This window comes from Lutibacter oceani (assembly GCF_003384935.1).
In the GTDB taxonomy this organism is placed as follows: Bacteria; Bacteroidota; Bacteroidia; order Flavobacteriales; family Flavobacteriaceae; genus Lutibacter; species Lutibacter oceani.
This window is the reverse complement of sequence record NZ_QTTQ01000009.1, coordinates 697,513-717,524: the sequence shown is the minus strand read 5'-3', so window position 1 is coordinate 717,524 and position 20,012 is coordinate 697,513. Positions and strand designations below refer to the sequence as shown.

Genomic DNA, 20,012 nt, shown 5'->3' with positions numbered 1-20,012 from the left:
ACTTGAAATAATGCACTACATGAAAAAAAGGCTGAAATTTTTAGATAGGTATTTAACCTTATGGATATTTTTAGCAATGGCTGTTGGTGTTGCTATTGGATATTTCTTTCCTCAAATGGCAAACGTTACGGAATCATTATCAGTTGGCACAACAAATATTCCTTTGGCTATTGGCTTAATTTTAATGATGTATCCGCCGTTGGCTAAAGTTGATTATGGCTTAATTCCAACGGTTTTTAAAGACACAAAATTAATGTCAATGTCCTTATTTTTAAACTGGATTGTAGGTCCAATTTTAATGTTTGCATTGGCTATAATTTTCTTAAGAGACGAGCCAGGATATATGTCTGGGTTAATTTTAATTGGTTTGGCACGTTGTATTGCCATGGTAATTGTTTGGAATGATTTAGCTGGCGCAAGTAGAGAGTATGGTGCAACATTAGTTGCGTTAAACAGTGTGTTTCAAATTATAACATATAGTTTTTACGCTTGGCTATTTATTACATTTTTACCTGAATATATAGGTTTAGAAGGTTTTGATGTAAATATTTCTATTGGTGAAGTTGCTCAAAGTGTCGCAATTTATTTAGGAATTCCTTTTTTAATGGGATATTTAAGTCGTTTCTTTATTGTAAAATATAAAGGTTTAGATTTCTACAATAGAAAATTTATTCCAGCTATTTCACCAATAACATTAATTGCTTTATTGGGAACTATTGTTTTAATGTTTAGCTTAAAAGGCGATTTAATTGTTGAAATCCCCTCTGACGTATTAAAAATTGCTGTACCATTAGTTATCTATTTTATATTAATGTTTTTTGTAAGTTTCTTTACAGGAAAAGCAATGGGGATTGATTATAAACGAAATGCAGCAGTTGCATTTACAGCAACAGGAAATAATTTTGAGTTAGCTATTGCAGTTGCAATTGCAGTTTTTGGTATTAATTCGCAACAAGCTTTTACAGGTGTTATAGGCCCTTTAGTTGAGGTACCAGTTTTAATTGCTTTAGTAAATGTCTCTCTTTGGTTAAAAAAGAAATATTATTCAAATTAATAAGTAATGAAGGAATTTTGGGAAGATAGATATAGAAATGAAACCTTTGCATACGGAATTAAACCCAACGAGTTTTTTGAAAGTATTTTAAAAAATAATAATTTAAAAGGAGCTATTTTATTACCCGCTGAAGGTGAAGGAAGAAATGCTGTTTTTGCTGCAAAAAATGGTTTAAATGTTACCTGCTTAGATATTAGTAGTGAAGGAAAAACAAAAGCTTTAAAACTAGCATCTGAAAATAATGTAACCATTAATTATTTAATTGGTGAAATGTCTGAATTCGTCTTTAAAGAAAATTCATTTGATGTAATCGCGCTAATTTATGCACATTTTTCACCAAGTTTAAAATCTGAATATCATAAAAAAATATCAAGGTATTTAAAAAAAGGAGGGATTCTAATTTTAGAAGGTTTTAGTAAAGAACAACTTAAAATTAATGAAGAAAAGAATACGGAATTAGGACCTAAAAATTTAGAAATGCTTTTTTCGTTAGAAGAAATAAAAAGTGATTTTTCAAATTTAGAAACCATTGAAATTAAACAAGAAGAGATTGAATTAAACGAAGGTATTTACCATAAAGGAAAAGCTTCTGTAATTCGATATATTGGAAAAAAACACATCTAAAATATGTTTGATTGGATTCAAAAAATAGCCGATTGGATTGTTTTTGAGCTTCTTAGCCTTCAAAAAGGAAATCATTTAGCAGAAGCATTAAACTTTTTTATATATGATTCTGTAAAAATTCTGCTCCTTGTATTTGTTGTTATCTTTTTTATGGGAATTGTGAATAGCTATTTTCCTGTTGAAAAAGTACGTAATTATTTATCACGTAAAAAGTTATATGGTTTTGAATATTTAATGGCTTCACTTTTTGGTACAGTAACGCCATTTTGTTCATGTTCATCGGTACCACTTTTTATAGGTTTTGTTAAAGGAGGAATTCCCCTTGGTGTTACATTTGCGTTTTTAGTTACTTCACCTTTAGTAAATGAAGTAGCAATAGGCTTGTTTATTGGATTGTTTGGTTTAAAAACAACTGTAATTTATGTAATAAGTGGTGTTTTACTTGGAACTATTTCTGGAATAATTCTTCAAAAATTAAAACTCGAAAAATATTTATCACCCTGGGTAAAACAAGTATTAGAAAATTCACAAAAAGAAACTGAAAAATTTGAAATTGAAAGAGCTTCATTTCGTTATAGATTACCTTCAATTTGGAGAGAATCCAAAACAATTTTAAAGGGTATTTTACCTTATGTAATTGTTGGAATTGCAGTTGGAGGATTGATGCACGGTTATATCCCAGAAGGTTTTTTTGAACAATATTTGAGCAAGGATAATTGGTTAGCTGTTCCAATAGCAACATTGTTGGCTGTTCCAATGTACTCCGGGGCTTCCGGAATTTTACCAGTAGTACAGGTGTTGGTTTCTAAAGGAATTCCGCTAGGAACTGCCATTGCATTTATGATGGGAGTTGTAGGTTTGTCGCTACCAGAAGCAATGTTGTTAAAAAAGGTAATGACTTTAAAATTAATAGCAATTTTCTTTAGTGTGGTAACAGTTTGTATTGTAATTTCAGGGTATGTATTTAATATTATTTTTTAATCACATAAATTTCACAAAATGAAAAATTTACAGTTAGTAGTAGTATGTTGTTTGCTTTTTGTTTCGGTATATGGGCAATCGGTTAATAAAATTGAAGTAATAGATTTTCACTCAACACATAGGTGTGTTACTTGCAAAGCAATAGAATCCAATACTAAATTAGTGTTGGAAACTAATTTTGCAAAAGAATTGAAAGAGGGCATAATAAGTTTTCAAGTTGTGAATGTTGATGATGAAGAAAATTATAAACTTGCTGAAAAATTTCAAGCCACGGGTACTGCATTATTTTTAAATGTAATTTCTGATGGAAAAGAAAAACAAATTGATTTAACACAGTTTGGTTTTATGTATGGGAAAAATAAAGAGGAGTTTATAAAAAGATTAAAGAGCAGACTAGAAAAACAACTGAATAAAATCTGATGGAATTTTTACAGTCACTACTTGAAAACTATAACATTCCTATTTTATCTGCTTTTATTTTGGGATTAATGACCTCTGTAAGTCCTTGCCCTTTGGCAACTAATATAACAGCTACAGCATATATATCAAAAAATATTGCTAGTAAAAAAAAGGTTTTTTTAAGTGGTGTAATTTATTCATTAGGACGGGCTTTTAGTTATACTGTTATTGGATTAGTTTTATATTTTGGCGCTAGTAAGTTTCATATAGGTAGGTTTTTTCAGCAAAATGGTGAAAAATATTTGGGACCTCTACTTATTATTTTGGGCTTAATAATGTTAAATATTATCAGGTTGAACTTTTTAGGAAAATTTAATTTTACAGAAAAATTATCAGAAAAATTTGTTGATAAGGGTTTGTTAGGTTCATTTTTTATTGGTGTAATATTTGCATTGGCCTTTTGTCCATACAGTGGTGCATTGTATTTTGGAATGTTAATTCCTATGACAATTTCTAGTTTTGATGGATTGTACTTGCCTATTATTTTTGCAATAGGAACTGGGATTCCTGTTATTTTATTTACGTATTTTTTGGCTTTTGCAGCTTCAAGAATAAGTGTTTTTTATAAAAAAATTGTAAAAATTGAAAAGTGGATGCGAGCCTTTGCAGGTATTGTTTTTGTAATAACAGGGTTGTATTATATATTAATTTTTTCAGGGATAATAAAATAATAAGCAATTTTCATATCCTAATAATTATTCATTGTTAGTTGCGTCTTAAATTTAAAATGTCCTAGAAATCCTAATTAATACCTCGTTTTTTGACTGGCGTAAATTATGAAATACTAATATTTGTTAATTCTTCTACAAACTTTAGTAAATCATCAATTTCTACGTGATCCATCATAATTACTTTATACCAGCTATTTTTACCACTATGAGTATCTGGAACCAATCCGTATTTGTGAGCTAACTTTTCTGGAACATATTCAGATTTTATGGTAACAATATTCATAAACGGATCCCTAAAATATTCAATATTTAAAGCATCTAATTGTTTTGCAAACCAATCTGTACGTAATAAAAGAGTATTTATTTTTTCAAACCAGCCATAATATCCATAGCTGAATAAAATCATCCAAACAGCAATTGCATTTGCACCGGAACGACTTCCAACAATAGTTAAATCCATTCCATCAACATATTGAGCTTCTTTGGTAAGTACATTTTCAATAAGTCCTTTTCTACATAAAAAAACACCTGTTCCGTAAGGAGCTTGTAACATTTTATGTGCATCAATAGTAATTGATGAAATATTAGGATTTTCAAAATTTAAGGTTGAATTTCTATTCGAGATAGGATAAATAAATCCGCCAAAAGCACCATCAATATGAATTTTAAATTTAACCTTGTATTTAGATAAAATTTCGGCATAAATATCAGGGTTATCAACTGAGCCAAACATAGTGGTAGCCATATTTGAGATTACCATAAAATACTTTTTACCTTCAGAAATTAATTTTTTTACGATGTTATCTAATTCAGGAGCAATAATTTCTCTTAAATTAAAATCTACTGGAATAGAAACAGTATCTATGCTTAATAAATTTGAACCTTTATGAACTGAATAGTGTGTGTCTTCAGAAGATAAAATTACCATTTCATCTAAAGTTGCATCAAACTCTTTTTTATATAAATTTCTATATATCCAAAGTGCTTGAATATTAGCTTCTGTTCCACCAGTTGCAATATAGCCATCATATTCATTTTCTTTAGCCTTAAAAATGTCTACTGCTAAAACTCGGATTACTTCTTTTTCTAATTCTTGAGAACCTTTAAAGGCTTCCTCACTTTTTCCTAATGTATGGCAACCTATATTATTCGGATTCGCAATAAAAGATTTTAATAGTGGAGAATTATTTAAAAAAGTTCCACTAGTATTAAATACATTTTCGTCTAATCTAGAAACAGGATATCCTAAATATTTGCTATTTTGAAAGTCTATTGTAGATTCTAAAGCCTTATCAATTCGCTTTATTAATTTTTCTTTTGAATATTTTTTCCAATACTTCATTTGAAATATGTATTATGAATTATTTAAAAAATAGATTAAAAAACTGTATATTTTTAATATTTCGCAAAAATATGTATTTTTTTTGTATTAAACTTAAATAGGTGTTGATTTTCACATGGAAACTAAAAACCATCTAAAAAGTAGTACTTTTATTTTTTAAAAAATTAAATTTTTGGAATTAGAAATTCAAATAAAAACTTTACCAAGCCAACCTGGTGTTTATCAGTATTACGATAAGAACGGGGTTATTTTGTATATAGGAAAAGCAAAAAATTTAAAAAAAAGAGTTTCATCTTACTTCACTAAAAATCACGAATACGGTAAAACAAAGGTGTTGGTAAAAAAAATTGCTACCATTAAGCACATTGTTGTTAACACTGAAACAGATGCTTTATTATTAGAAAATAACCTAATTAAAAAATATCAGCCAAGATATAATGTAATGTTGAAGGATGATAAAACGTATCCTTGGATTTGCATAAAAAAAGAACGATTTCCACGTGTTTTTTTAACAAGAAATGTCATAAAAGATGGCTCGGAATATTATGGACCTTATACTTCCGTTAGAACTGCAAAAGCACTTTTAGATTTAATTAAAGAATTATATCAATTGCGTTCTTGTAATTATGATTTAAGCGAAAAAAATATTGAAATTGGAAAATACAATGTATGTTTAGATTATCATATTGGAAATTGCAAAGGTGCTTGTGAAGGATTGCAAACTGAAGAAAATTATCAAAATGATATTACAGCCATAAGAAATATAATAAAAGGAAATTTTAAGGAATCCATTAAATGTTTTTATGAATTAATGGTGCATTTTTCTTCTAAAATGGAATTTGAAGAAGCTCAAAAAATAAAAGAAAAAATTGATTTATTAGCAAATTACCAAGCTAAATCAACCGTTGTAAACCCTTCAATTACTAATGTAGATGTTTTTTCAATTGTTTCTGATGAAAGTTACAGTTATGTAAACTTTTTTAAAATCTCAAATGGAGCCATAATTCAATCACATACTTCAGAAATTAAAAAGAAATTAAACGAAACAGATAAAGAACTTTTAGAGCTTGCAATTATTGAAATAAGGCAACGTTTTAATTCGCAATCAAAAGAAGTTTACGTGCCTTTTGAAGTTGAATTAGGAGAAAATATTAAAGTAATAGTTCCTAAACTTGGAGATAAAAAACGTATTGTAGATTTAAGTATTAGAAACGCAAAATATTATAGGCAGGAGCGTTTTAAGCAAATAAAAATTGTTGATCCGGATAGGCATGTGAATCGTTTGATGGCTCAAATGAAAAAAGATTTACGTTTAAGTAAAGAACCACGTCATATTGAGTGTTTTGATAACTCGAATATACAAGGTACAAACCCTGTTGCTGCTTGTGTTGTTTTTAAAAATGGAAAACCTAGTAAAAAAGATTACAGGCATTTTAATATTAAAACTGTTGATGGACCAGATGATTTTGCTTCAATGGAAGAGGTTGTTTTTAGGCGTTATAAACGTTTACAAGAAGAAGAGCAGGATTTACCACAATTAATTGTTATAGATGGAGGAAAAGGGCAGCTATCCTCTGCTTTAAAAAGTTTGGATGTTCTTGGACTGAGAAATAAAATCGCTATTATAGGAATTGCAAAACGATTGGAAGAAATTTATTACCCAAATGATCCAGTACCTTTGTATTTAGATAAAAAATCTGAAAGTTTAAAAATTATCCAACAATTAAGAAATGAAGCGCATAGATTTGGAATAACGCATCATAGAAACAAAAGAAGTAAAAGTGCATTGGTAAATGAGCTTGAACAAATTTCTGGGATTGGCAGCCAAACTGTTGTATCTTTATTAAAACATTTTAAGTCTGCAAAACGAGTAAGTTTAGCATCTGTTAATGAGTTAGAAGCTGTTGTAGGAAATACAAGAGCCTTAAAAATATTTAATTATTATAAAAAGAAATAGTAACTATGAAAAACAGTTTATTCATAGCTTTTATATTATCCATAACTTTTGTTTTTTCTCAAGAAATTCCTGAAAAAAAAGATTTCAAAGTTGGGTTGGTTTTAAGTGGTGGCGGAGCAAAAGGTTTTGCACATATTGCTGTTTTAAAAACCTTGGAAGAGGCTGGTGTTAGAGTTGATTACATTGGTGGTACAAGTATGGGAGCCATAGTTGGGGCTTTATATGCCTCGGGTTATAATGCAAATCAGCTTGACTCAATTGTTAGAGCCATAAATTTCGAAAAGATTTTATCGGATCAAATCCCTAGAAAATCAAAACCTTTTTACGAAAAGGAAAGCGGTGAAAAGTATGCATTATCATTACCAATTATATATAAAAAAGTAGGTATTCCAAAGGCCTTATCTGAAGGTCAGAATGTACTTAATTTATTAACAAAATTAACTCAGCATGTTGGTAATATTACAAATTTTAATGATTTACCCATCCCTTTTGTTTGTATTGCTACCAATCTAGAAACTGGAAAACAGGAAGTTTTAAATAATGGTTTTTTACCTGAGGCCGTGAAAGCTAGCGGATCATTTCCAACATTACTAGCACCAGTGGAAATTGACGGAAAATTATTAACTGATGGAGGTATTGTAAATAATTTTCCAGTAGATGAAGTTAAAAATATGGGAGCTGATATTATAATTGGTGTTGATATACAAAGTGGTTTAAATAAAAAAGATAATTTAAATTCTGCCGTAAAAATATTAAATCAGATAGTCGGATTTCAAATGTATAAAACACTAGATTCAAAATACGAAAAAGTAGATGTACTTATAAAACCTGATTTAAAAAATTTCAATGTTGTTTCCTTTGATAAACTTGAAGAAATTATGGAGGAAGGAAAAATTGCATCACTTGAAAAAATAGAAGAGCTTAGGTCTATTGCACAACAACAAATCCCAAAAGAAAAATTTAAGATTGAAACAAGTATCGAAAAACATTATCACATTAAAAATATAAGTATACAGGGAAATTTAAACTATACAAGAGCCTATATTTTAGGAAAATTAAATTTAAAAAAACGAGATTCTACAAGTTATAATAAATTGGTTGAGAGTATTAACAACTTGTTTGCAACTGGTAATTTTGAAAACATTCAATATAAATTATTGGATAATATTGATGGTAAAACTTTAAGCTTAAAAGTAAAAGAAAACAGGATTTCTAATTTTTTACAATTAGGAGCTCATTATGACGATTTATATAAAACAGGAATCTTAATAAACTCAACAGCAAAGCACATTTTTAATAAGAATGATGTGGTATCTGCTGATTTAATTTTAGGTGACAATATTCGGTATAATCTTGATTATTTTATTGATAATGGATTTTACACTAGTTTTGGAATAAAATCGAGGTATAACAGTTTTGACGCAAACCTTAATTTTGAGGAGGCAGCTGTAAATAAAATTAATTTAGTTTATGAAGATTTTACAAACGAAATTTATTTTCAAACAGTTTTTAGTAGAAAATTTGCAATTGGAGTAGGAGGTGAACATAAGCATTTAAAAGTTTTTACAGAAACAATTTCTTCTCTTGAAACGGGTGTATCTGAAAATAAAAAAAGGAGATTGTATTTTGATAATTCGGATTATCTAAATTTAATTGGGTATTTGAAAATTGATACCTATGATAAAAAGTATTTTCAAAAAAATGGTGCTTTTTTAGATGTTAGTTTTAAATGGTTTTTGGGTTCATCAGATTATAATAATAATTTTAACTCATTTTCACAATTAAAAGGGAAAGTTGGTTTTGCCCATACTTTTTTTAATAGAATTACTACTCATTTTATTTCAGAAGCAGGAATTACTATTGGTGAAAATAACAATAGGGCTTTGGATTATAATGTTGGTGGGTATGGTGAAAATTTTATAAATACCTTTGTTCCATTTTACGGATATGATTTCGCCGAACTAAATGCAGATGCTTTTTTAAAGTCAGGGTTAACACTTAGGTATGAGTTTTTGCCTAAAAACTATTTTTCAGCAACTGCGAATTTTGCTAGAGTTGAACACGATTTATTTAATGCAGGAAAGATTTTTGAAAATACCAAAACAGGTTACATGCTTGGTTATGGTATAGATACTTTTCTGGGGCCAGTTGAGATAAATTACACATGGTCTCCTGATCATTCAGAAAAGTACTGGTATTTTAATGTTGGGTACTGGTTTTAAAAAAAAGCCCTGCAATTAAGCAGGACTTTTATAAGATATTGGTGAGCCTTATTCAATTAATTCACCTTTGTTATTGGTAAATTCAAAATTTAAATATTGATAAGCATCTCTTGGTAAAATTTTAATCCACTTTTTATATTTTGTAAACCATCTATGTTGAATGGATGGAATTCCTTTTTTTAAGTAAGCTGCAATAAAAGGATGTACATTAAGTAGTATCTTTTTATGCTCTTTTAAAGTAATTAATTTATCTAATTCAGCCTCAATTTTATCTATTATAACTATTGGTGCTTCTACCTCTCCTAAACCACTTGGATTAGGTTCTTGAGTTTTAATTACTAATTCTGGCCTAACTCTTTGTCTTGTAATTTGAACTAAACCAAATTTACTTGGAGGTAATATTTTGTGTTTTGTTCTATCAAATGCCATTTCATTTCTTAAATGATCATAGAGTTTTTGTCTATGTTCAGGTAAATGCATATCAATAAAATCTACAACAATTATTCCTCCCATGTCTCGCAATTGTAATTGTCTTGCAATTTCTGATGCTGCAATTAAATTAACTTCTAATGCGGTATCTGCCTGAGACATTGCTTTGTTTGATCTGTTGCCACTATTTACATCAATTACATGAAGTGCTTCGGTATGTTCTATTACTAAATAAGCTCCTTTACTCATTGAAACTGTTTTACCAAAAGATGTTTTAATTTGGCGTTCAATGCCAAATTTTTCAAAAATTGGAAGTTTAGAATTGTATAAGGATACTATAGACTCTTTTTCCGGAGCAATTTCTTGAAGATATTCTTTTGTTTCTAAATACATTGTTTCGTCATTTGTAACAATACTTGTAAAAGAATCGTTAAAGATATCTCTTAAAATTGATGAGGCTCTGTTTAATTCACTTAATACTTTTACAGGTGTTTGCTGTGCTTTAGAATGTCTTATTTTTTTGCACATTACCACCCATCTTTCTAAAGAATTTTGAAGATCTTTATCAAGTTCTGCTACTTTTTTGTTTTCAGCAACAGTTCTAATAATAACTCCAAAACCTTTAGGTTTAATGCTTTTTATTAGTCTTTTTAAGCGCTCTTTTTCATCAGGATCCATAATTTTTTGTGAAACGGATACTCTATCAGAAAATGGAACTAATACTAAATACCTACCTGCTATTGAAATTTCAGAGCTCATTCTTGGCCCTTTTGTAGATATTGGTTCTTTTACAATTTGTACTAATAAGTTTTGACCTGTTTTTAATACATCAACTATACTTCCATTTTTATCAATGTCTTTTTCTAGTTGAAAATTCTTTAAAGTGTAATCTTTAATTTTACCTGTGCTTATACCTTTTATAAATTTATTTAATGATTTTAACTGTGCACCTAAATCATGATAATGTAAAAATCCGTCTTTTTCATAACCTACGTTAACAAACGAGGCATTTAATCCGGATAATACTTTACCAATTTTTGCTGAAAAAATGTCTCCAACAGAAAATTTATTTTCGTTAGATTCATTATTTAGTGCAGTTAGTCTACCATCTTTTAATAAGGCAAAATCAATATCAGAGGAATTTGATCGTATAATTAATTCTGTTTTCACTCTGAATTGTTTTTATGCCCAACCACCGAAACGGTTGAACGATTTATAATAAGTTTTACAGGAATTTTTACCCAACAATAGCTGCTATTAAGCAACTATTTATTTCAATGAACTTTTTAAAAGTCAAAGAAAAAGTAAGCTTAGCTTACTTTTTCTTTTTATGTCTATTTGCTCTAGCTCTTTTTTTACGTTTGTGAGTAGAGATTTTAGCTCTTTTTCTTTTTTTACCACTTGGCATAATAAAATGTTGTTTTGTGTTAATAAATGCTTTTAACCTATGCTACTTCAACCTTGCTTTTTACACCTTCTACAAATACTTTTGCAGGTTTAAAAGCTGGGATGTTGTGAGCTGGTATTTTAATTGTAGTATTTTTTGAAATGTTTCTTCCAGTTTTTTCAGCTCTAGTTTTAATAATAAAACTTCCAAATCCTCTTAAGTAAACATTGTCTCCTTTTTCTAAAGAATTCTTTACCTCGTCCATAAACGCTTCAACAGTTGCTAAAACATCTGCTTTTTCTATTCCAGATTTGTCTGAAATATTCGATACGATTTCTGCTTTCGTCATTTTTAAATATAGTTATATATGTTATTATAAAATTAAGACGGCAAATATATGATATAATAATCAAAATCAAAAAGTTAATTCATTAAAATTTAATCGATTAAAAGATGTATTATTGCGTTTTATAAAAAAAGCAATGAATTTTTCTAATCAACTCATATACTGGTATTTAAATAATAGAAGAGATTTGCCGTGGAGAAACACTACAAATCCATACTATATTTGGTTGTCAGAAATTATTTTACAACAGACCAGAGTTGACCAAGGAATGAACTATTATTTTAAATTTGTTGAAAATTTTCCTACGGTAAATGATTTGGCTGCTGCACCTGAAGAAGAGGTGCTAAAGCTTTGGCAAGGATTAGGTTATTATTCAAGAGCACGAAACTTGCATTTTTCTGCAAAATATATTGTAAATCAGCTAAACGGTGTATTTCCTTCAAATTACAGTGAAATTATTAAACTAAAAGGAGTTGGTGATTATACAGCTTCGGCAATTTCATCTATTTGTTTTAACGAACCAATGGCGGTTGTTGATGGAAATGTATATAGAGTGTTAGCGCGTTATTTTGGAATTAATACTCCTATTAATACATCAAAAGGAATAAAGGAGTTTAAAAAACTGGCTCAGCAATTATTAAATAAAGAAGATCCTGCTACAAACAACCAGGCAATTATGGAATTTGGAGCGCGGATGTGTAAACCTCAAAATCCCGATTGTAACAGTTGTCCGTTAAATAGTAGTTGTTCTGCATTGGCAAAAAATAATATTAAGGATCTACCCGTAAAAGAAGGTAAGCTAAAAGTTAGAAACAGGTATTTTAATTATTTGGTAATTGAAACCGATGAGAATACTACAAAAATTGTAAAAAGGAAAAAAGGAATTTGGTTAAATTTATACGAATTCCCACTAATTGAAACCTTAAAACCAATTAATGAAAACGAACTAATTGAACATGAAACGTTTTCTAATTTATTTGGTTTAAATAATGTGAGTGTTAAACTTTTTAATAATAAAATAAAACCTCACAAATTATCTCATCAACATATTTATGCTAAGTTTTGGATAATTAAAATAGCTAATTCATTAAATTATAAGCATTCATGGGAAGATATAAGTAAATATCCTGTACCAATTTTGATTAATAATTTTTTAAATGAATACAAATCTGACTATTTTTTTTAGTACTTTTGATTAATAAATAACACAAAAATGGCTGGTACAATAAATAAGGTGATATTAATAGGGCATTTAGGCGATGAAGTTAAAATGCATTATTTTGAAGGAGGAAATTCTATAGGTCGTTTTCCTTTAGCTACAAACGAAACATATACTAATAAGCAAACAGGCGAAAAAGTTACAACTACTGAATGGCACAATATAGTAGTAAGAAATAAATTGGCAGAAATTTGCGAAAAATACTTAAATAAAGGAGATAAAGTATATTGTGAAGGAAAAATAAAAACCCGTCAATGGGAAGGTGAAGATGGGTCTAAAAGATATACTACTGAAATACATGTGGCAGATATGACATTTTTAACTACCAAAAATGAGGTAAGTAACCAGCAACAAAATATTGCTCCTAAACAATCTGAAGTACAAAAAAAAGACACTTCAGTTAATGAGGTTGGTGGCGATGATGATTTGCCATTTTAAGTTTAATTAAATTGAAAATAATTGGATCCTGAACCCACATTTTTATTAATTAATTTATATGAAAGTTTAAATGTATGGCTAATTGCAAGTTTAGCTGTGCTAATACTATTACTAATGCTTTCAGCTTTAATTTCTGGCGCAGAGGTTGCTTTTTTTTCATTGTCTAAAACAACTTTAACACAGGCTTCAGAATCAAATTCAAGTAAGCAAAAATCTGTTGTAGAATTATTACAAAATCCGCAAAAACTGTTAGCAACTATATTAATTGCCAATAATTTTATTAATATTTTAATAGTTTTAATTTTTGCATATATAGGTGAAATTGTATTTGACAGAATTTCATCAGTTTTAGTAAAATTTTTAATTGAAGTTGTTTTAGTTACTTTTTTAATTTTACTTTTTGGAGAAGTATTGCCAAAAATTTATGCCACAAGAAATTCATTAAAATTTGCTTCTTTTATGGCGTTTCCTTTAAAAATATTAAATTCACTTTTAAGTATAATTAGCTTGCCATTAATGAGTTTAACAAATGTTATTGAAAATAAATTAGGTAAAAAACAATCTAATTTATCTGTTGAAAAATTATCCCAAGCATTAGAGTTAACATCAGATGAAGCAACCACAAAAGATGAGCAGAAAATATTAGAAGGTATCGTAAATTTTGGAAATACTGAAACCGGACAAATAATGACACCTAGAATTGATGTATTTGCACTTTCTAATGTAGAATCATATGAGAATGTTTTAGCAAAAATAGTTGAAAAAGGTTTTTCCAGAAATCCGGTTTATAATGAAAGTACAGATGATATAATTGGTGTTTTATACGCCAAAGATTTGTTGCCGCATTTAAATAAAAAAAACTTTAAATGGCAAGATTTAATAAGAGAACCCTATTTTGTTCCAGAAAATAAAAAGTTGGATGATTTGCTAAAGGAATTTCAAGAAAAGAAAAACCATTTAGCAATTGTTGTTGATGAATATGGTGGAACAAGCGGTATAATTACCCTTGAAGATGTTATTGAAGAAATTGTTGGTGATATTAATGATGAATTTGATGATGATGATATTTCATATTCTAAATTAGATGCATACAATTATATTTTTGATGGAAAAACTAATTTGAAGGACTTTTATAAAATATTAGAAATACAAGATACTGAGTTATTCGATAAAAATAAAGGCGAATCTGAAACTATTGCTGGTTTTGTTCTAGAACTTCACGGGAAGTTTCCAAAAAAGAATGAAATTATAAATTTTGAATCTTACAAGTTTAAAGTTGAATCGATGGATAGAAAAAGAATTAAACAATTAAAGGTTACAATTAGTGGAAATGTATAAAATGAAATTTTTTATTTTATTGATGCTTTTGAATTTCGTGGTTTATTCTTGCAATTCGGATGTTTTACCAAAACCAAAACCTTATCTTAAATTGCAATATCCAGAAAGTAATTATTTCAAAATCAATTCTACATGCCCGTATAGTTTTGATGTTTCTGAGTTTGCAAATATTAATTTTAAAGATAATTGTTGGGCTACAATTGAATATCCAGAATTAAAAGCAACAATACATATTACATATAGAGAAGTAAATAGTAATTTAAATGAAATTTTAAGGGAAGTTGAAAAACTAACTTACGAGCATACAATAAAAGCTGATGCAATTTCAAATGCTTTACCATATGAAAATTATGACAAAAAAGTATTTGCAAAACTTTATAATGTTGAAGGTAATGTAGCTTCAAACATTCAATTTATGGCAACAGATAGTGTGAAAAATGTACTTGCGGGGTCGCTTTATTTTTACACAAAACCAAATTATGATTCAATATTACCTGCAATAAAATATATAGAGAAAGATTTAATTCATTTGGTTGAATCTATAGAATGGAAATAAGTAATGAAAGCAAATTATAAATACACTAAAACAATAAGAAACTGGCTTTTATTAGGTTTAATAATGCTGGTTGGTCAAGTAATTTTAGGAGGTATAACTCGTTTAACCGGTTCAGGACTCTCAATTACCCGATGGGATGTTATTACTGGAGTAATCCCACCTTTAAATGCTGAAGAATGGTTACAGGCTTTTGAGTTATATAAGCAAACTCCTCAGTTTCATAAAATTAATTCAACATTTAATATTGCAGACTTTAAATTCATATATTTTTGGGAATATTTTCATAGGCTTTGGGTTAGGTCTTTAGGATTTATTTTTCTAATTCCTTTTGTAGTATTTTTAATTAAAAAGCAAATAAATTTTTACTTAGTTAAACGTTTAGGAATTGTTGTTTTACTTACAATTTTAACAGCTTCTGCAGGATGGATTATGGTGCAAAGTGGTTTGGTAAACAGGCCTTGGGTAAACGCCTATAAATTAACTATTCATTTTATTTTGGCAATTTTGGTAATTGCTGCAATGGTTAAAACTATTACTGATGTTTATAATTTTGGAAGTAATAAATATATGAGTTCTAAAAAAATAGTAACATTTGGAATTGCTATTACTTTTGTTCAAATGATTTTTGCAGGTTTAATGTCTGGTATGAGAGCAGGATTGTATTATCCAAGTTGGCCAGATATGAATGGCGAATTTATACCAGCAGTTTTATTGAATTCAGAAAATTGGAATTGGGGAAATATGATTAATTATGATAGTTATTTATTTGCTCCTGCTTTTATTCAGTTTTCCCACAGAATTTTAGCTTATATATTGCTGATGTTTACAATTTATATGTTCTTAAAATTAAGAAATAAAGTAAAAAATAATGGTGGTTTTTGGTTGAATACTACTTTAATATTGGTTCTTGTACAAGTTGTATTAGGTATATTAACCGTTATAAACGTACAGGGTAAAATTCCATTATTTTTAGGGGTAAGTCATCAATTAATAGGACTTCTATATTTTATGAGTTTGTTGTTTTTAAACGACACTTTAAGAAAACAAAAAGCATAAAAAAACTCCAATTAATTAATTGGAGTTTTTAAAGATTTTAATTAAAGCGTTTATTGTTTTATAACATCTTCAACTTCTTTCTTTACTTTTTCTGCTCCTTCTTCAAGAGTTTTTTTCGCTTCAGCTGCTGCATCCTTTGCGTCAGCGGCTAATGAGTCAACTGCTTTTTCAGCACCTTCTTTAAGATCCCCAGCAGCATCTTCTAAAGCATCTGTAGTTTCCTCAACTACATCAGTAGCATTTTCAGTGGCTTCTTCAACTGATTCAGAAGTAGCTTCAATAGCATCTTTTACTTCTTCTTTTTTTGTTTCTTTACAAGAAATCGCAATAACACTAACTAATGCAATTGCAATAAAAAATTTAAATGTTTTCATTTTTAGATGATTTTTAGATTGATTTTAATAGTACAAAGAAACATAAAATTTGTTAACATTTTATATTATTTTTACTCTATAACATCTTTATTTTCAATCGTTTCAATAATTATTTCATCTAATTCTTTGGTTTTAGACACAGAATAAAGATCACCACCAGCAATTTTGCTAATATTTTCAACAATATCATTGGGACTTAACTTGTTAGAATCATAAGTGAAAACACCTTTTTTACTTTCAAAATCTACATTGGTATAAGTTACACCTTCAACTTTGGAAAGTTTAGACTGAATTAATCTGGCACAGCCAATTTCGCAAGTCATTCCTTCAATATCAACTTCAATACTTTTTAAACTTGCAGCAATTTCTTGTTTTGAGATAGTATTCTCTTTAAGTTGGTTTTCTTTACTTGATTCTTTGCAAGAAATTGTAGTTAAAATAATTATTAAAACAAATGCTATATTTTTCATAAAAAGTTGCTATTTAATATTTTATGCAAATTTATAAACTAATAACTTCAAATCCGAATATTTAACCGAATTTTGCATTTTATTAAAAAAAATGGAAAGCAAAAATTTACGTTGGGTTTATTTAATTATTCTTGCATTAATTTGGGGAAGTTCATTTATATTAATGAAAAAAGCCTTATTGGGTTTATCTCCTATACATGTTGGAGCTTTAAGAATTTTATTTACGGCTGCTTTTTTAATTTTAATTGGAGCAAAAAAGATATTCAGCATTAAAAAAAGACACTGGTATTATTTAACATTAAACGGACTTGTTGGAACTTTTTTTCCTGCTTTTTTGTTTGCATATGCCATTGAAAAAATTGACAGTTCAATTGCTTCAATTTTAAATTCTTTAACTCCTTTAAATACTTTAATTTTTGGAGCTATAGTTTTTGGTTTTGGTTTTAGAAAAAGGCAATTAATAGGTGTTTTAATCGGCTTGGTTGGTACGTTAATGCTTATTTTAAAAGGAGCTGAAATTAATCCAAATCAAGATTATTTTTATGCTAGTTTTATTTTAATAGCCTCAATTGGATATGCCTTAAACGTAAATATTTTAAAAAAGTATTTACATGATTTAGACGCTTTAAGTATTACGGTGGCTAATTTTGTAATTCTTATTATTCCAACATTAATAGTGTTATGGTTTACCAATTTTTTTAATACTGTTGAATTAAATGAGTCAACTAAAACAGGGATGTTTTATTTAGCAATTTTAGCAATTTTTGGTACTGGTTTGGCAAAAATTATGTTTAATAGGTTAATTCAAATTTCTACACCAATATTTTCTTCTTCTGTAACTTATTTAATTCCAATTGTAGCAATAACTTGGGGAATTTTAGATGGTGAAAAAATTACTTTATTTCAAGTTGTTTCAGGTGGTATTATAATGCTTGGGGTTTATTTGGTAAACAAATCTAAATAAAAAACGACCCAATTTCTTGAGCCGTTTTTAATAAATTATATTGCATTTCTTTTATTGAAAATCACTTTCAGAAACACCATTATTTAATTTTATATCTTTTGTAATAAATTCAAATTGTTGCGGACCTACAGTCATTTTATATGAATGAGGAAACTTAACACCATCAACTTCTTTATAATCTGAGAAATCCATTGTTTGAGTCATTTTTTGACCACCAGCTTCAAGTTCAGTTACTTGTTTTAGTTTTAAACCAGTTGCAACGTTATAATATACAGTAACGTCATCACCAATTTTAACAACATAAGCATCGCTTCCGTCAATAGGTTCTATTTTTTCCAATGAAACTTTTTCATCAGTTATATAACCAACCTCAGGGAAAGGAAACGTACTGTTCAGCATTTTTTCAAGTTCTTTTCCTGCTAATTCAGTTTTAACACCTTGTTGTTCAGAATATCCTTTTTCACCATCAAAAATCATTTTAGAAAGTGTCATTCCCATACCTGAAACAATAACAGATTGTTTATTTGGAGCCATTGCTTTAGAATCCATAGTTAAAACCATACCTTGAATAGTAGCCTCTGCAGTATTATGAACAGATGTAACTTCTTTAATTTTATCCCCACCAACTGCATTTATAAAATTGTTGAAAACAGTTTCTTTAGTAACTCCAGCCGGAATAGGTTTAGTCATTTCGGGTTTTGAAGTTTTTGTAGCTTCTTTATCAAAATAAATAATTCCGTAAGGTAATTTTTCAAGATTTGGCAATACATCTAATGCTTTGCCAACAACAACTATTCTTGCGTTATCTGCACTAAAATATTTTTGAGCAACGCGTTGAACATCGTCAACAGTAACATCATTTATTTTTTGTAAATATGTTTCGTAAAAATCTTCTGGTAAATTTTTAGTTACAATGTTTAAAGCATAACTGGCAACAGTTGTTGGTCTTTCTATAGCCATTACAAAGTTACCAACATACGCAGCTTTTGCATTTTTTAGCTCTTCTTCAGTTACTTTTGTATCTCTAAAGTTTTTTATTTCTTTAATAAATTCAACAACAGAGCTATCTGTAACCATATTTCTAACAGTAGCTGACGATTTAAATTTTGTTGAAGTTTTTTCATCTGTACCTAAGCTTGAGTATGCGCCGTATGTATAGCCTTTATCTTCACGAAGGTTTAAGAAAAGTCTACCTTCACCGCCACCACCAAAAATTTTATTTGCCAATCTGGTAGCAAAATAATCTGGATGTCCCATTTTTAAATCTACGGTATTTATAACAGCAACACTAGATTGAACAGCGTTTGGCATATCTACAAAATTAATTTCTGTTTTAGCCACATTATTAACTGTTGGGATAGTATATTCAGGTAAATTTCCTTTTTCCCAGTTGTTAAATTGCTTTTTAACTAGTTTTTTTACATCTTTAAAATTTACATCTCCAATTATAACTAAGTAGCCATTATTAGGTTTAAAATAGTTGTTGTAAAATTGTTTTACATCTTCTAAAGAAACATTAGTAGCTGTTGTTTCGGTTTCAAATTCTCCATAAGGATGATTTTTACCATAAACTAATGCGTTTTCAACCTTCCCGGAAACGGCTCCTACACTATTTTCTCCAGATTTAATTCCTTCTAAAAGTTGTGCTTGTTGCTTTTCAAATTCTTCTTGGGTTAAAAGTGGATTTTGAACGGCATCAGCCATTAAAGTTAAAACTCTTGGAAAATATTTGGACAACGTATTGAAACTGGCACTTTGACTTCCAATATTAAGTGATGCGCCTAAAAAATCAATCTCTTCAACAAAGGCTTCTTTAGAAATTGAAGTAGTTCCATTTCCCATCATTCCACTGGCAATACTTGAAACTCCAGCTTTGTCATCTTCAAAAATTGGACCGTTATCTAAAATTAAACTGGCAGTTACTTTTGGTAATTTATGATTTTCTACAACCATAACTTTTAAACCATTTTTTAGTTCAAAAGTTTGAGGTTTTCCTAAGTTAATTTTAGGTGCTGGACCCGCTTTTGGCTGTTTGGTTCTATCAATTTGTGCGTTAACTCCTAAAGAAAGAAGAAACAATGCAATTAGTGTTGTTATTTTTGTTTTCATTTGTTTTTTCATCTTT

Annotated in this window: 19 protein-coding genes; 13 read left to right on the top strand and 6 right to left on the bottom strand. The window is 28.7% G+C overall.

Annotated features, from left to right (window positions below):
- The first annotated feature begins 19 nt into the window (after positions 1–19).
- From arsB to BX611_RS03180, 5 genes are read left to right on the top strand one after another with little or no spacing between them, the layout of a single operon-like run.
- Complete coding sequence (gene arsB / locus BX611_RS03200) at positions 20–1,054, top strand: ACR3 family arsenite efflux transporter (RefSeq protein WP_115878034.1); 1,035 nt, start codon at positions 20–22, stop codon at positions 1,052–1,054.
- Between the two features lie 6 nt (positions 1,055–1,060).
- Positions 1,061–1,678 (top strand): class I SAM-dependent methyltransferase, encoded by a 618-nt coding sequence (locus BX611_RS03195; protein ID WP_115878033.1) that lies wholly within the window; start codon positions 1,061–1,063, stop codon positions 1,676–1,678.
- 3 nt (positions 1,679–1,681) lie between these two features.
- A complete protein-coding gene (locus BX611_RS03190) occupies positions 1,682–2,659 on the top strand; it encodes a permease (protein WP_115878032.1) in 978 nt (325 codons plus the stop codon).
- A gap of 18 nt (positions 2,660–2,677) precedes the next feature.
- On the top strand, positions 2,678–3,079 hold the full coding sequence (locus BX611_RS03185) for a nitrophenyl compound nitroreductase subunit ArsF family protein (protein WP_115878031.1): 402 nt from the start codon (positions 2,678–2,680) through the stop codon (positions 3,077–3,079).
- Complete coding sequence (locus BX611_RS03180; protein WP_115878030.1) at positions 3,079–3,789, top strand: aromatic aminobenezylarsenical efflux permease ArsG family transporter; 711 nt, start codon at positions 3,079–3,081, stop codon at positions 3,787–3,789. Before BX611_RS03185 ends, BX611_RS03180 begins: the two co-directional genes overlap by 1 nt.
- Before the next feature lie 103 nt (positions 3,790–3,892).
- On the opposite strand, the gene BX611_RS03175 is transcribed toward BX611_RS03180, so the two are convergent.
- The gene (locus BX611_RS03175) at positions 3,893–5,131 is read right to left on the bottom strand and encodes a pyridoxal phosphate-dependent decarboxylase family protein (protein WP_115878029.1); all 1,239 of its coding nucleotides are present in this window, start codon (positions 5,129–5,131) and stop codon (positions 3,893–3,895) included.
- A 172-nt stretch (positions 5,132–5,303) separates the two neighbouring features.
- On the opposite strand from BX611_RS03175, the gene uvrC reads away from it, so the two are divergent.
- Positions 5,304–7,088 (top strand): excinuclease ABC subunit UvrC, encoded by a 1,785-nt coding sequence (uvrC, locus tag BX611_RS03170; protein ID WP_394340451.1) that lies wholly within the window; start codon positions 5,304–5,306, stop codon positions 7,086–7,088.
- A gap of 5 nt (positions 7,089–7,093) precedes the next feature.
- The gene (locus BX611_RS03165; protein WP_115878027.1) at positions 7,094–9,310 is read left to right on the top strand and encodes a patatin-like phospholipase family protein; all 2,217 of its coding nucleotides are present in this window, start codon (positions 7,094–7,096) and stop codon (positions 9,308–9,310) included.
- 48 nt (positions 9,311–9,358) lie between these two features.
- On the opposite strand, the gene BX611_RS03160 is transcribed toward BX611_RS03165, so the two are convergent.
- The gene (locus BX611_RS03160) at positions 9,359–10,909 is read right to left on the bottom strand and encodes an Rne/Rng family ribonuclease (protein ID WP_115878026.1); all 1,551 of its coding nucleotides are present in this window, start codon (positions 10,907–10,909) and stop codon (positions 9,359–9,361) included.
- Between the two features lie 275 nt (positions 10,910–11,184).
- Positions 11,185–11,475, bottom strand: a complete 291-nt coding sequence (locus BX611_RS03155) for an HU family DNA-binding protein (RefSeq protein WP_115878025.1) — start codon at positions 11,473–11,475, stop codon at positions 11,185–11,187.
- A 133-nt stretch (positions 11,476–11,608) separates the two neighbouring features.
- Here BX611_RS03155 and mutY point away from each other — a divergent pair, with 133 nt between their 5' ends.
- Genes mutY through BX611_RS03130 form a run of 5 tightly spaced genes read left to right on the top strand, consistent with a single transcriptional unit; the run spans position 11,609 to position 16,079 of the window.
- On the top strand, positions 11,609–12,658 hold the full coding sequence (mutY, locus tag BX611_RS03150; protein WP_115878024.1) for an A/G-specific adenine glycosylase: 1,050 nt from the start codon (positions 11,609–11,611) through the stop codon (positions 12,656–12,658).
- Positions 12,659–12,685: 27 nt separating this feature from the next.
- Complete coding sequence (locus BX611_RS03145; RefSeq protein WP_115878023.1) at positions 12,686–13,129, top strand: single-stranded DNA-binding protein; 444 nt, start codon at positions 12,686–12,688, stop codon at positions 13,127–13,129.
- A 21-nt stretch (positions 13,130–13,150) separates the two neighbouring features.
- Positions 13,151–14,467 carry a gliding motility-associated protein GldE gene (gene gldE, locus BX611_RS03140; protein WP_115878022.1) on the top strand — a complete coding sequence of 439 codons (1,317 nt, stop codon included), beginning with the start codon at positions 13,151–13,153 and terminating at the stop codon, positions 14,465–14,467.
- Position 14,468: 1 nt separating this feature from the next.
- A complete protein-coding gene (gene gldD / locus BX611_RS03135; protein ID WP_115878943.1) occupies positions 14,469–15,023 on the top strand; it encodes a gliding motility lipoprotein GldD in 555 nt (184 codons plus the stop codon).
- Between the two features lie 3 nt (positions 15,024–15,026).
- A complete protein-coding gene (locus tag BX611_RS03130) occupies positions 15,027–16,079 on the top strand; it encodes a COX15/CtaA family protein (RefSeq protein ID WP_115878021.1) in 1,053 nt (350 codons plus the stop codon).
- Between the two features lie 50 nt (positions 16,080–16,129).
- Here BX611_RS03130 and BX611_RS03125 read toward each other — a convergent pair whose 3' ends face one another.
- Both BX611_RS03125 and BX611_RS03120 read right to left on the bottom strand, forming a co-directional pair.
- Positions 16,130–16,453, bottom strand: a complete 324-nt coding sequence (locus BX611_RS03125) for a hypothetical protein (RefSeq protein ID WP_115878020.1) — start codon at positions 16,451–16,453, stop codon at positions 16,130–16,132.
- Between the two features lie 71 nt (positions 16,454–16,524).
- A complete protein-coding gene (locus tag BX611_RS03120) occupies positions 16,525–16,923 on the bottom strand; it encodes a heavy-metal-associated domain-containing protein (protein ID WP_115878019.1) in 399 nt (132 codons plus the stop codon).
- A 91-nt stretch (positions 16,924–17,014) separates the two neighbouring features.
- On the opposite strand from BX611_RS03120, the gene BX611_RS03115 reads away from it, so the two are divergent.
- On the top strand, positions 17,015–17,887 hold the full coding sequence (locus BX611_RS03115; RefSeq protein ID WP_115878018.1) for a DMT family transporter: 873 nt from the start codon (positions 17,015–17,017) through the stop codon (positions 17,885–17,887).
- Positions 17,888–17,938: 51 nt separating this feature from the next.
- Here the strand turns inward: BX611_RS03115 and BX611_RS03110 are convergent, their stop codons facing one another.
- Positions 17,939–19,996 carry an insulinase family protein gene (locus BX611_RS03110; protein WP_115878941.1) on the bottom strand — a complete coding sequence of 686 codons (2,058 nt, stop codon included), beginning with the start codon at positions 19,994–19,996 and terminating at the stop codon, positions 17,939–17,941.
- Positions 19,997–20,012: the final 16 nt, after the last annotated feature.